This window comes from Streptomyces boetiae, assembly GCF_031845405.1.
In the GTDB taxonomy this organism is placed as follows: Bacteria; Actinomycetota; Actinomycetes; order Streptomycetales; family Streptomycetaceae; genus Streptomyces; species Streptomyces boetiae.
This window is the reverse complement of the sequence record NZ_JAVREN010000006.1, coordinates 21,591-33,762: the sequence shown is the minus strand read 5'-3', so window position 1 is coordinate 33,762 and position 12,172 is coordinate 21,591. Positions and strand designations below refer to the sequence as shown.

Below are 12,172 nucleotides of genomic sequence, written 5' to 3'. Positions count from 1 at the left end.
GGCGGTGAGCGCGGCGTCGGCGACTTCCCCGGCGCCCAGTACTTCGGGCCCGGCGCGAACAACGCCTACGTCACCCAGCTGGGACGGATGCTGATCCAGCGCGGCGCCGGGCGGTTCTACACGGTGGGCCCCGGCCCGAAGTGGAGCGAGGCCGACCTCAGGGCCACCCGCGCCTTCCAGCAGGCGCAGGGCTGGCGTGGCGAGGACGCCGACGGCATCCCCGGCCCGACCACGTGGCGGCTTCTGGTCACCGGCGGCGGCCGGGACATCTGATCCCGCGGCGGCGGGCGCGCGCCGGTGCGCCGCGTCCGCCGTTCACGCCGCCGGGCTCAGGGCGTTCCTGCGGTATTCCTTCGGGGGCACGCCGAAGGCGGCGCGGAAGGAGCGGGTGAAGGTCGCGTGGTCCTTGAAGCCGCAACGGGCCGCGATGCGGTGGACCGGGAGCGCGCACAGCAGCGGGTCGGCCAGGTCGCGGCGGGCGCGCTCCAGGCGCCGGCGGCGGATCCACGCCGAGACGGTGGTGTCCTGGGCGCGGAAGAGGCGGTGCAGGTGGCCCAGGGATATGTGATGCGCGGCGGCTATCGCGGCCGGGGTCAGCAGCGGGTCGTGCAGGCGCCTCTGGACGAACGCCTGGATGCGCACGAGGAGCACCCGCTGCTGGGCGTCGGGCGGCACCGAGCGGCCGTGGTCGGCGTAGTGGGCAAGCGCCATGGTCAGCAGGTCGATCGCCACCGTGCTCAGCCGGGGAACGTCGTTGGGGCGGTAGGTGGGGGCCCCGGCCATCAGCCCGGTGAGGAACTGGGTGAGCAGCGCCCCCACGCCGTCCCGGCCGGGCAGGCGCACCGCCAGCAGCCTGCCGTCGTCCCCGGCCGGGTGGGACAACAGCCTCCGGGGCACGTGGGCGGTCACCACCGTCGCCGTGCCCGAGCCGCCGCCGACCAGGGCCCGGAAGGGCTTCGAGCTCTCGTACACCGCGAAGTCGCCTTCTTCCAGGACGGCTTGGCGGCCGGCCTGGCCGATCGCCACATCGCCCCGCAGGGGGAGGACGAGGGAGCACAGCTCCGGGTCCCAGTCCCGGATCAGCCTCGGCGTGCGCCGCACCTCGGCGGTCGAGCACGTCAGCACGGAGACGTTCACCGTCCCCAGGTCCAGCTCCCGCGCCGTGGCCCAGAACTCCTGCGGACGCTCCGAGCCGAAGCGCACGGGGTGGGGGTTGCGCACCTGCGCCGCGTTGAAGGCGGCCAGCCGCTCCTGCGGAGGCAGGTCCTCGCTGTGGAATACCGTCCTGATCATCGCGTGCTCCCCCGGGCCGACGTGGCGGGCGGCAGCCCCTCGCCTCGGACAACGCAAGGCTAGAACGCCGGACCGGCGGCGGGTAGAGCCGGACGCGGCCCCCCACCGGAGGCGGCCCGCCCGTCGCCATCGGCGCGGTGATGGCCGGCATCGGGAATCCGATGGCTGGGGCTCTTCCCCTGGCCGGGCAGCGGTGCTTGAGTGGCCCGCGTTCGGCATTGTCGAACAACGGCGCGCCATGTCGGCAGCGGCGTGGCGGACGCCCACGCCGCTGCCCGGCGGGCCGCCCCGCAGGACCGGGGGCCCCGGGCCCCCGGAAGGCAAGAAGAAAGGCCGCGATTCCCATGGACAGTCCACCCCGGGACAGACCCCGCACCGGCAGGGCCAGGGCCCTGCTCCTCCTGGCCCTCGCCCTGGTCCTGCTCGGCGGCGGCACCGCCGCGTGGGCGCAGACCAGCGGCGGCGACGTCGCCATCCAGGACGTCCGGTTCAACGGCGCGGACGGCCGCCGGCTGTCCGGCCTGCTCTATGTGCCGGACGGGGTCAGCGCGGCCGATCCCGCGCCCGCCGTCCTTGCCGTGCACGGCTACATCAACTCCCGCGAGACCCAGGACGCGTTCGCCATCGAGTACTCGCGGCGCGGCTACGTCGTGCTGGCCCTGGACCAGCAGGGCCACGGCTTCTCCGACCCGCCCGCCATGCAGAACGGCTTCGGCGGCCCGGCGGCGCTGGCGTACCTGCGTTCGCTGGACATCGTGGACACCGACAACATCGGGCTGGAGGGCCACTCGATGGGCGGCTGGACCGTGCTGAACGCCGCGGCGGCCTTCCCCGAGGGCTACCGGTCGATGGTGCTGGTGGGCTCCTCGCCGGGGGACGCGGCATTCCCGGCCGCCCCGCCCGGGACGACGGAGTTCCCGCGCAACCTCGCGAACATCTACGGCACCTGGGAGGAGTTCTCGCCGCTGATGTACGGGGTGGACAACCCCGCCGACGCGAACGGCTCCGAGAAGATGCGCACGCTCTTCGGCACCGAGGAGGAGGTCGTCGAGGGCCGCGTCTACGGCGACATCGAGGAGGGAACGGCCCGCGTCCTGTACCGGCCCGCGAACACCCACCCGGGCCTGCACTTCGACCCCAGGGCCGTGGACCGGGCCACCGACTGGATGGCCAGGACGCTGGAGGGCGGGCACCCGGCCCCGGGCCAGATCTGGTGGCTGAAGGAGCTGGGCACGCTGGTCGCCTTCGCCGGCGGCCTCCTCTTCCTCTTCCCCTTCGGCGCGCTGCTGCTGCGCACCCCGTACTTCGCTGGGCTGCGCGGGAGCGTTCCGCGGGCCCGCGGCATCCCCCGGGGCCCGGGCTGGTGGGCCTCGGCCGCGGTGGCCACGGCGCTGCCCGCGGTGACGTTCTTCTGGGTCCAGGACCAGACGAATAGGCGGATCGAGGTCAGCGGCCTGTTCCCGCAGCTGATCACCACCGGCTTCATGGGCTGGGCCGTCGTCGGCGGCCTGATCTCCCTGGCACTGCTGGCGGTCTGGCACCTGCGCGCCAACCGGGGCGCGGGCGCGGCGGACTACGGCCTGCGCTTCCGGGAGGCGGGCCGGGCGGCGCTCTTCGCCGCCTCGGTCACGGCGGGGCTGTACGCGCTGCTGGCCTTCTCGGACTGGGCGTTCACGACCGACTTCCGGATCTGGGTGGCGCAACTGCACCTGATGGACGCGCTGCACTTCCGGATCTTCCTCACCTACCTGCTGCCGTTCGCCTTCTTCTTCGTGGTGCTGGGGACGGTCCTGCACGGCCAGTTCAGGCCCAGCGGCGCGGAACGCTCGCTGCGCCGGGAGATGGCGGCCAACGCGGGCATCGTCGTGGCGGGGCTGGCGGTGCTGATCGTCGTGGACTACGTCCCGCTGCTGGCGGGCGGGACCCTGGCCGTCCCGACGCAGCCGCTGCTGATCATCGTGGCCTTCCAGGCCGTGCTGATGCTGGCCGTCGCCGCGCTGCTGTCCACGTACTTCTTCCGCGCGACGGGCAGCGTCCTGCCGGGGGCGTTCGTCAACGCCGTCCTCATCACGTGGAACCTGGTGGCCGGCACCGCCACCCAGCACCCGGTGACGGCCTGGGGCGGCGGCAGCCAGTTCGTCCGCGTCGGGCTGCCGCTGCTGCTCGGCCTGGCCCTGCTGGGCCAGGCCGCCCGGCGGCTGCGGACGCGGGGGGACAAGGACGACGCGCCGGCCGAGCCGGGGGAGGCCGCCACGGCCTGAGCCCCCGCCTCGCACCCGCGGCCCCCGGACCCACGCCGGTCGGGGGGCCGCGGGCGTTACCAGGTCCGGCCCGCGCGCAGCAGGTGGTCGCGGACGAGGAGGACGTGGGGGTTCGCGGGGACGCCGGGGCGCTGGACGAGGAAGCCGGTGTTCAGCGGGGCGTCCTCGGGGACGTGCAGGGGGACGAGGGCGCCGGAGGCCAGTCCGGACAGGCACAGGTAGCGCGGCAGCACGCTGAAGCCGGCGCCCGCGACGACCGCCGCGAGGACCCCGCGCAGGTCGGGCACCGTGACGGCGGCCTGCCGGGTCAGGCGCTGTCCGAAGACGTAACGCCAGTAGCGGCGCGCGATGGGCAGGTCCTCCGCGTACGTGATCAGGGGCACGGGCTCCAGCGCCGCCGGGCCCTCCGCCTCCACCCGCCCGGGGGCGCCGATCCGCCGCGCCCACGCGGGCGCGGCCACCAGCACGAACTCCTCGTCGAGCAGCGGCACGGACTCCAGCGTGCGGCCGCGCGGCCGGGTGCTGGCGATCACCAGGTCGTGGCGCCCGGCGCGCAGCTCGGCCAGCAGCGGCTCCGTCAGGCCCAGGGTGACGCGCAGCCGCACGCCGCCCTCGACCAGAGGGGCCAGCTCGGGCAGGACGCGCGCGGCCATCACCTCGGCGGGGCCGGCCAGGTGCACCGGGCCCGGCCGCGCGGCGCCCGTCCCGGCGCCCTCGCCCGCGGCGGCCGTCAGCGCGTCCAGCGGCGGGGCGAGGCGGGCGGCCAGCTCGTCGGCGTAGGGGGAGGGCGCGACGCCCCGCGGCAGGCGTTCGAACAGCTCGCGGCCCAGGCGCCGTTCCAGCGTGCGGATCTGCGCCGTGACGGTCGGCTGCGAGAGGCCGAGCACCTGCCCGGCGGCGGTGAACGAGCCCGCCTGATGCACCGCCACGAAGGTGCGCAGCAGGTTGAGATCGATCAGCCCCTCGGCCGCGGGGGGCGCGGCGGTCTCCTGCGCGGGGCGGGGGCCCGCGGCCTCCTCGGGGTCTCGGTGCGGCACGCCGAAGACTCTAGGCCCTGCCCGAGGGCGCTCGTCCCGGGGCGCGCGAGCCTTCCTCGGCGGCCGGCCGCCGGGCGGCACCGGGGCGCGCCGGCGCGATCCTGCGGCCCTTCCGCCGTCCGGCGGCCGGAAGGGACGGCTGCTGAGCGGCTGGCAGCGGGTCACCACTCCCACCCTCATCATCGGGGCGGAGAACGACGCGGTCGCGGGCGTGCGGCAGCACGCCGAGCCGTTCTACAACAGCCTCACCTCCGCCGAGGAGCGGGCCTACCTGGAGCTGCGCGGGGCCGGCCACGGCGCGCCGCTGGCCTACAGCCCGACCCCTCACCCGGTACGTGCTGTCGTGGGCCAAGCGATTCGTGGACAACGACACCCGCTATGAGCTGTTCCTCTGCCCGGCGCCCACCCCCAGCCTCACGATCTCCGCGTACCGCAGCTCCTGCCCCTCCTACTGACCCGCCCCACCACGGTTCCGGCCCCCGGGCGACAGCGCCCGGGGGCCGGGCCCGCGTGGGGGTGCGGGGTCAGGCGCCCTGGCCCACGAGATCGTCCTCCAGCGGGGTGCCCTCGTAGATCCAGTCGAAGGAGACGTCCGACTCCTGGTGGTGGCGGCGGAACTTCTCGTCCCTGCGGCGCTGTTCGGGGCCGTCGGGGAGGTGGAAGAGGGCGCGGTTGTTCAGCGCGCCGTTCTGGACCACGCCCGCATGCTCGGCGCGGCGGGCGCTGTACCCGGCCAGGGCCTCGGCGACGGAGAGCTTGCCCAGCGCGGCCTTGGCCACCTGCTCGCCCAGCACCGCGCCGTCCTCGATCGCCTGCGAGGCGCCCTGCGAGAAGTAGGGCAGCATCGCGTGGCAGGCGTCGCCCAGCAGGGCGACGTGGCCGCGGTGCCACCGGGGGAAGGGCGTCTGGTAGTTCAGCGCCCAGGCGACGACACGCTCGTCGGAGTACCCCAGCAGGCGCACCACCCGCTCGTCCCAGCCCTCGTAGTGGGCGCGCATCTCGGCGGCGGGGACCTCCGCGCGCAGCTCCTCCCGCACCCGCTCGCCGATGGGAACGATGGCCACGATGTTGACGAACTCCATGCCGCGCACGGGGTACGCCACCAGGTGGCGGTTCTCGCCGAGCCAGAAGTTCGCCGCCGGCCAGTCGAAGAACCACCGGGTGACGGGGTCGCGGGCCACCTGCGGGCGGCGGATCAGCGTGCGGTAGGCCATGTCCCCGGAGTGGTGGACCTCGTCGGGCGCGCCGATCAGCCGGCGGACGCGGGAACGGATGCCGTCCGCGCCGATGACCAGGTCGCCGCCGAAGCGGGAGCCGTCCTCGGTGACCACGGCCGGTGCCCGGACCCCGGCATCCTCCAGGCCCACCACCCTCCGCCCCGTCTCGACCCGGACCACGGGCCCGGGGCGGCGGGGGTCGATGGCGGCCTCGTGGAGGACCCGGTGCAGGTCGGCCCGGTGCAGGTGCAGGTAGGGCGCGCCGAAACGGGCAGCCGCGCCGGGACCCAGAGTCGTCTTGGCCAGGATCTCGCCGGAGCTCCAGCGGCGGCGGACGCTCTCCTCCACCACCAGGGAGACCGGGGCGAGGGCCTCGGCCAGGCCGAGCCGGTAGAGCACCCGGGAGGCGTTGGGCCCGATCTGGAGGCCGGCGCCTATCTCGCCCAGGCGCCCGGCCTGTTCGAGCACCGTCACGGCGATGCCGCGGGTGCGCAGGGCGAGCGCCGCGGTCAGGCCGCCGATGCCCGCGCCGACGATGACCGCCTTCATGATTCCTCCGTCGTGCCGCTGGTGGACGCGCCCGCCGGGGCCGCCGTGGCGGCGCGCAGCGCGGCGGTGAAGCCGGGCAGGTTCTCCCACGGGATCATGTGGGCGGCGCCGTCCACGCGGGCCAGGCGCACGGCCGGGTTGCGCCGGGCCAGTTCGGCCACGGCGGAGGGCGGCACCATGGGGCTGTCGGCGCCGTGGACGAGGGTGACATCGCCGCTGAGCCGGTCCCACAGGGGGAAGAAGTCCTCCTCCTCGAAGCCGCGGTGGGTCTCCGAGACGGCCGTGCGGTCGCAGGAGCCGAGGAGTTCGGTCCGCAGCTCCAGCTCGCGCGGGGGCCACTTGGGGTAGTGGGCGCGCAGCTCCTCGGCCGTGACGCCGCGGCGGGCGGCGTCGATCTGGGCGAGGAAGGCGGCGCGGGTGATGGGGTAGGGCGCGCGGCCGGGCCCGGAGGTGGGCGGGTCGACCAGGACGACGGTGGCCTCCGTGGCCGCGTCGGGGTGGTCCACGGCCCAGGCGGCGACGATCCGGGCACCGAGGGAGTGCCCGACGACCACGGGCGCCCGGACGCCGAGGTGGGCGATCAGCGCGGCGAGGTCGTCGCGGTAGTGCCCGAGCGTGTAACGGCCGGGCCCCGCCGCATCGCTTCCGCCGCGCCCGCGCAGGTCGGGCACGTGGAAGCGGAACTCGGGCAGCGCGGCGGCGATGAAGTGGACGGCCTCGGCGTTGGTGGTGATGCCGGGGACGTAGACGAGGTCCCGCCCGGTGGGTGGCCCGAAGGACAGCACGCGGTGGGCGAGGCCGCCCGAGGTGAACCGGTCCTCTGCGGCGATGGCCGCGATCCGGTCGCGCACGGGCGTGGCGGTGGGGGCGGGAGGACGCTTGCCGGTGTTCATCGCAAACGCTCCTTTCGGTGGATCGGCCTCCTTCTCCGGCGGGTGGGCCGCGCGGGCGGCTCAGAGGTCCGGTGGACCTACCTTTCGGCCCGCGGGGAAGGAGGGGCGGGTCGGGCTGGGGAACGCGGCGGCGGGGCGCGGGGCGCCCCGGCCGTCGCCGGGTCGGCGAAAGTCCGGTGTGGCGGAGGTCGGGGTCAGCAGAAGTCGGCGAGCGTCTCCGAGACGTCGTCCAGGTGGGCCCGCATCTCGCGGGCCGCGGCCTCGGGGTCGCGGGCGAGGATGGCCTCGTAGATCAGCCGGTGGCCCGCGACGGCGCTGTCGGAGGGGCCGTAGCGCGCCGAGGTGACGCGCGAACGGACGTCCCGCAGCAGGGTGTAGAGGGCGGTGTGCACGCCGATGACGGCGGCGTTCTCCGTGGCGTGGCCGGTCATCAGGTGGAAGTCGGCGTCCGCGCGCTCCACCTCGGTGACGCCCTGGGTGACGCGGGTCTCGAAGTCCGTGAGCGCGGCGTGCAGCCGGTCCCGTCCCGCGTCCGTGAGGTTGGTCGCGGCCAGGGCGGCGACCCCGGGCTCGAACGCGCGGCGGAACTCCATCACCGTGCCCGCCGCGGTGCTGGACAGTTCGATGACGGCACGGAAGGGCGTCATCAGCGCCTCGGGCGAGGGAGCGGAGACGAACGTGCCCTCGCCGTGCCGGCTCTCCACCAGGCCAAGCAGGTCGAGTTCGCGCAGGGCCTCGCGCACGGAGTTGCGGCCCACGCCGAACTGGGCCGCCATCTCCCGCTCGGGGGGCAGCCGGTCGCCGGGGCGCAAGTTCCCCTCGCGAAGCTGCCGTTGGAACTGCTCGACGACCTGGCGCGAGACGCGGCCGAGCCTGACCGCGGTGAACCGGGCGTCCGGACGGGCGTTTTGCGCTGTCACGGCCGCTCTCCCCTCTGCATGCCGCCGGGCATGCCCCTTCTTCCGCGCCGCCGCACGGGGCGGGACGCGGGCGGTACGACGACATGGTCAGTCCTCCTACCAACCGAAAACCCTACCAGTCGAGTTGTGTCCGGGGCCGCTCTCACCGCGCCCCCCGGATGGCGTCCTCGATCCAGGCGGCGACCGCGAACAGCCGCTCCTGGCCGCCGTGCCGGCCGATCACCTGCACGCCGAGCGGCATGCCGGCGGGGTCGGCCAGGCCCGGCACGGTGACCACGGGCAGGCCCAGGACCTGCCAGGGCCTGCTCAGGTCCGGGGAGCCGGTGGACTCCAGCCCCTTGGGCGCGGGCCCGAAGGCGGCGGGCCCCAGGATCACGTCGTAGCGGCCGAAGATGTCGGCCACGGGGGCCCGCGCGTCGCGCACGCGCTCCCACGCACCCCGGTACCTGGCCTCCTCGATCTCCCCGCCCGCCTCCAGGAGTTCCCGCAGCTGTGGGCTCACCTCCTGGGCGTGCGGGAGGAGTTCGGCCCGCTCGCGGCGCGCCTCGTAGGCCATGATCAGCCGGTGGTGGGCGGCGAGGGAGGCCACGAAACGCTCGCGGACCACGCCCTCGCGGCCCAGCCGTTCGCAGGGGGCGCCGGAGCGGGCCAGGGCCGCCGCGAGCGTTTCGACCGCGTCGGCCATCGCCGGGTGGACCTCGCCCAGCGGCGCCCCGTCCCAGACCAGGACCCGCGGGGGTCCGCAGGCGGGCAGCGGCGCGGCCGTTCCCGAGGTGAGGGCCCGCCACGCGAGATGCAGCCCGGGCACGCTGGCGGTCAGCAGGCCGAGCCGGTCGAGGCCCGGGGAGAGGCCGGTGATCCCGTCGAGGGGGAACTCCCCGGCCTGCGCGACGTATCCGGCCACGCCGCAGTAGGAGGCGGGCCGGGTGAGCGACCCGGCGGTCTGGGTGCCGAACGCCAGGGGCACGGCGCCCGCGGCGACGGCGGCCGCCGAGCCGCTGGAGGAGCCGCCGGGCGTGCGCTCGGGGTCGTGCGGGTTGTGGGTGGGCCCCGGGGCGAAGTAGCCGAACTCGGTGGTCACGGTCTTGCCCAGGGGCACGGCCCCGGCGGCGCGCGCCAGGCGCACGCCGCCGGCGTCCGCCTCCGCCGGCCGCGGGCCGCGCAGGGGCGAGCCGCAGCGGGTGGGCAGGCCCCGCACGTCGATGAGGTCCTTCACCCCGAGCGGTACCCCGTGCAAGGGGCCCCGGCCGGGGGCCGTGTCGAGGCGCCCGGCCTCCTCCACGGCCCGCTCCGCGGCGATCTCCACCCAGGCGCGCAGGGCGCCGTCGGTGGCGGCGACGCGCTCCAGCGACGCCTCCACCGCGCCCCGGGCCGTGAGCCGGCCGGAGGCGAGGGCGTTCACCAGCGCGGCGAGGTCGCCGGCGGGCGGGCCCGCGCGGTCGTCGGTGGGCATGGTTCCTCTCCCTCTCTCCGCTTTCACCCCGCTCTCCACGTCAGAAGATGAACAGCGAGACGGTGGTCGAGACGATCAGCCCCGCCATGACCGGGATGAAGCACTGACGGGCCAGCTCGAAGACGGATACCCGGGCGAAGCCGGCGACCGCGATCAGCGAGGACCAGGCGACCAGCGTCCCGCCGCCGGACCAGACGTTGCCCATCTGGCCGATGGCGGCCAGCGTCGCCGGGTCCATGCCCACGCCGGGGCCGAAGGCGGCCGAGAGCGAGCCGGTCAGCGGCAGGCCGACGAAGCCGGCGCCCTCCAGGCCCGCGACCAGGCCCACGGCGAGGATCGCGAAGGCCAGCACCGGGCCGTTCTCGGGCAGGTGCGACTGGGCGGCGGTGGCCAGGTCGAAGATGAGGCTGGGGCCGCCCTCGGCGTCCTCGGGCATGCCCAGGATGCCGGGCGCGTAGCCGCCGTTGCCCAGGTAGAAGAAGCCGGCGATCGGGATGACCACGCCCATCGTCTTGAACGCGAAGAGCAGGCCGTCGATGAGGTGTCCGGAGGCGGTCTCCAGGCTGTCCCCGCGGTCGTTGGTCATCGCCGCGGCGAAGAGGATCAGCGTGGCGACGCCGCCGACCAGGGCCGCCGCGTCCAGGCCCTCGGGGTGGCCCACGACGTCGGTGAAGCTCTCCAGGGCCAGGTAGAGGATGAGACAGAGGTAGGCGACCGGGACGAGGATCGCGAACGTCCGAGCCGCGGCGGGGCGCTGAGGCGCGAGGACCGGCGCGGGCGGGGCGGCGACGGCCACTCCCCCGCCCTCCGGCTCCGGGCCGCCGGACTCCGCTGCCCCGGCCTGCTCCGCGCCCGGGCCCGCGCCGCCCGGCGGCGTGCGGCGCCCGGGCCCGGCGCCGCCCCCCGCCTCGCCACCGCGCGCCGTGCCGTGCTTCGCCTCGCCGCCGCCCCGCGTCCCGCCGAAGGCGCCGGTGTCCGAGACGCGGCTCTCCCAGGCCTCCAGCAGCGCGTCGGAGGGCTCCTGGAACTTGCGGCGCTGCATGACGTAGGTGATGACCAGGGCGGTGACGCCCGTCAGCAGGGACATCACGAAGGCCCGGTTGGCGACCGTGTCCACGTCCGCGCCGGCGGCGCTGGCCGAGATCTCCGGCAGGAACCGCAGCACCATGCCGGAGGAGAGGGCCATGCCCTGGCCGGTGATGGCGACGACCAGGCCCACCGTCATGGGCGGCAGGCCGGACTGGATCGCGACCGGGATGAGGATCGCGCCCAGCAGCGGCACCGAGGGTGTGGGCAGGAAGAACAGGGCCATGACGTAGCTGACGGCCGCCAGCACGAGGAAGCTGACGATGCCGCCGCGCATCAGGCGCCGGAAGGGCAGCACCATCAGCCGGTCGGCGCCCAGTTCGCGCAGGGCGCCGAGCATCGCCGTCACCAGCGCGATGATCAGGAAGACGCTGAAGAGCTCCTTGGCGGCGGTGAGGCTGGCGTTGAAGACCGCCGCGATGCCGGTGATGAGGCTGTGGGAGAAGAAGGTCGCGGTCAGCAGCGTGGCGAGAACGGAGGGGATGACCACGTTCTTGCGGCGCAGCATGCAGGCGATGATCAGGACGATTCCGGCGAGATAGATCCAGTGTACGGAGGTTATGTCGACATCCACTGTGTGCCTCTTGGGGGTTGAGGGCTCGCGAACGGCGGGCGCGGGCCACGGGACCGCGAGCTGAGCGGGATGGTGATACCGGCCGGGCGGGTGCGGGGAGGGACCGGCACGTCAGGGGTGCGGGGTGCGGGGCGGGGCGTCGTTGCCGCGCCAGCGCGGGATGGGCGCGGTGCCGGCGTCGAGGAGGTCCAGGGCCCGGACCACGGTGAACTCGACCATGTCGTCGAGGGACTTGGGATGGGCGTAGAAGGCGGGGACCGGCGGCATCACGACGGCGCCGGCCTCGGTGGCGGCGGTCATCAGGCGCAGGTGGCCCAGGTGGAGCGGGGTCTCCCGCAGCAGGAGGACGAGGCGCCGGCGCTCCTTGAGCATCACGTCGGCCGCGCGGACCACGAGGTTGTCCGCACAGCTCGTGGCGATGCCCGAGAGCGTCTTCACCGAGCAGGGGGCGACGAGCATGCCGTGGGCCCGGAAGGAGCCGCTGGCGATGCTCGCGCCGAGGTTGCCCTCGCTGTGAACGACGTCGGCCAGGGCCGCGAGTCCGGGAACAGGGGTCCCCAGCTCCTCGCGGATGGTGGCGCGGGCGCCCCGGGTGACGACGAGGTGGGTCTCCACGCCGGGGTCCTCGCGCAGCAGGCGCAGGGCGGTGAGGCCGTAGGCGGCCCCGCTGGCCCCGGTGATGGCCACCACCAGGCGGCGCGGCGGGGCCGCGGGCGGTGCGGGCGGCGGCGGCACGGCTCAGTCCTCGATCGAGGCTGCGGACTCGACCGGGAACCTGTCCCGGCAGCGGGGGCACTCCAGCGTCACGTCCGCGCGCCGGCGCAGGGCGTGGTCGACCGAGTACCGGAAGCGGCACGAGGGGCACGAGACCCAGAAGATGCGTTCCACG

12 protein-coding genes and 1 pseudogene are annotated in these 12,172 nt (G+C 75.2%); 4 read left to right on the top strand and 9 right to left on the bottom strand.

Annotated features, from left to right (window positions below):
* Positions 1-15 precede the first annotated feature (15 nt).
* A pseudogene (locus tag RM780_RS27805) lies at positions 16-270 on the top strand (peptidoglycan-binding protein); the annotation flags it as partial.
* 45 nt (positions 271-315) lie between these two features.
* Here the strand turns inward: RM780_RS27805 and RM780_RS05795 are convergent.
* Positions 316-1,293 carry a helix-turn-helix domain-containing protein gene (locus RM780_RS05795; RefSeq protein ID WP_311629402.1) on the bottom strand — a complete coding sequence of 326 codons (978 nt, stop codon included), beginning with the start codon at positions 1,291-1,293 and terminating at the stop codon, positions 316-318.
* Positions 1,294-1,637: 344 nt separating this feature from the next.
* On the opposite strand from RM780_RS05795, the gene RM780_RS05790 reads away from it, so the two are divergent.
* Complete coding sequence (locus RM780_RS05790) at positions 1,638-3,554, top strand: alpha/beta fold hydrolase (protein WP_311629401.1); 1,917 nt, start codon at positions 1,638-1,640, stop codon at positions 3,552-3,554.
* Positions 3,555-3,610: 56 nt separating this feature from the next.
* Here RM780_RS05790 and RM780_RS05785 read toward each other — a convergent pair whose 3' ends face one another.
* Positions 3,611-4,591, bottom strand: coding sequence for a LysR family transcriptional regulator (locus RM780_RS05785; protein ID WP_394812892.1), 981 nt, complete (start codon positions 4,589-4,591; stop codon positions 3,611-3,613).
* Between RM780_RS05785 and RM780_RS27955 the strand changes: the two genes are divergently transcribed.
* Together RM780_RS27955 and RM780_RS27950 are read left to right on the top strand one after the other, a co-directional pair.
* Positions 4,488-4,973 (top strand): poly(ethylene terephthalate) hydrolase family protein, encoded by a 486-nt coding sequence (locus RM780_RS27955; RefSeq protein WP_449657196.1) that lies wholly within the window; start codon positions 4,488-4,490, stop codon positions 4,971-4,973. The genes RM780_RS05785 and RM780_RS27955 overlap by 104 nt on opposite strands.
* Complete coding sequence (locus RM780_RS27950; RefSeq protein ID WP_449657195.1) at positions 4,927-5,046, top strand: poly(ethylene terephthalate) hydrolase family protein; 120 nt, start codon at positions 4,927-4,929, stop codon at positions 5,044-5,046. The genes RM780_RS27955 and RM780_RS27950 overlap by 47 nt, the downstream gene beginning before the upstream one ends.
* 69 nt (positions 5,047-5,115) lie before the next feature.
* Here RM780_RS27950 and RM780_RS05780 read toward each other — a convergent pair whose 3' ends face one another.
* The 7 genes from RM780_RS05780 to RM780_RS05750 form a co-directional block, all read right to left on the bottom strand.
* On the bottom strand, positions 5,116-6,357 hold the full coding sequence (locus RM780_RS05780; RefSeq protein ID WP_311629400.1) for an FAD-dependent monooxygenase: 1,242 nt from the start codon (positions 6,355-6,357) through the stop codon (positions 5,116-5,118).
* On the bottom strand, positions 6,354-7,250 hold the full coding sequence (locus RM780_RS05775) for an alpha/beta fold hydrolase (RefSeq protein WP_311629399.1): 897 nt from the start codon (positions 7,248-7,250) through the stop codon (positions 6,354-6,356). Before RM780_RS05775 ends, RM780_RS05780 begins: the two co-directional genes overlap by 4 nt.
* A 194-nt stretch (positions 7,251-7,444) precedes the next feature.
* On the bottom strand, positions 7,445-8,170 hold the full coding sequence (locus RM780_RS05770; protein WP_311629398.1) for a FadR/GntR family transcriptional regulator: 726 nt from the start codon (positions 8,168-8,170) through the stop codon (positions 7,445-7,447).
* 142 nt (positions 8,171-8,312) lie between these two features.
* Entirely contained in the window at positions 8,313-9,623 is a 1,311-nt protein-coding gene (locus RM780_RS05765) for an amidase (RefSeq protein ID WP_311629397.1), read from the bottom strand.
* Between the two features lie 40 nt (positions 9,624-9,663).
* A complete protein-coding gene (locus RM780_RS05760; RefSeq protein ID WP_311629396.1) occupies positions 9,664-11,283 on the bottom strand; it encodes a hypothetical protein in 1,620 nt (539 codons plus the stop codon).
* A 111-nt stretch (positions 11,284-11,394) separates the two neighbouring features.
* Complete coding sequence (locus RM780_RS05755; RefSeq protein WP_311629395.1) at positions 11,395-12,018, bottom strand: UbiX family flavin prenyltransferase; 624 nt, start codon at positions 12,016-12,018, stop codon at positions 11,395-11,397.
* A gap of 3 nt (positions 12,019-12,021) precedes the next feature.
* Complete coding sequence (locus tag RM780_RS05750) at positions 12,022-12,171, bottom strand: zinc-ribbon domain-containing protein (protein ID WP_311629394.1); 150 nt, start codon at positions 12,169-12,171, stop codon at positions 12,022-12,024.
* Position 12,172 lies beyond the last annotated feature (1 nt).

Bases quoted from the DNA above. Each gene is read 5' to 3' on its own strand.
- RM780_RS05790 (WP_311629401.1), top strand. From the start codon at position 1,638: ATGGACAGTCCACCCCGGGACAGACCCCGCACCGGCAGGGCCAGGGCC.
- RM780_RS05765 (WP_311629397.1), bottom strand. From the start codon at position 9,623: ATGCCCACCGACGACCGCGCGGGCCCGCCCGCCGGCGACCTCGCCGCG.
- RM780_RS05780 (WP_311629400.1), bottom strand. From the start codon at position 6,357: ATGAAGGCGGTCATCGTCGGCGCGGGCATCGGCGGCCTGACCGCGGCG.
- RM780_RS05795 (WP_311629402.1), bottom strand. From the start codon at position 1,293: ATGATCAGGACGGTATTCCACAGCGAGGACCTGCCTCCGCAGGAGCGG.
- RM780_RS05775 (WP_311629399.1), bottom strand. From the start codon at position 7,250: ATGAACACCGGCAAGCGTCCTCCCGCCCCCACCGCCACGCCCGTGCGC.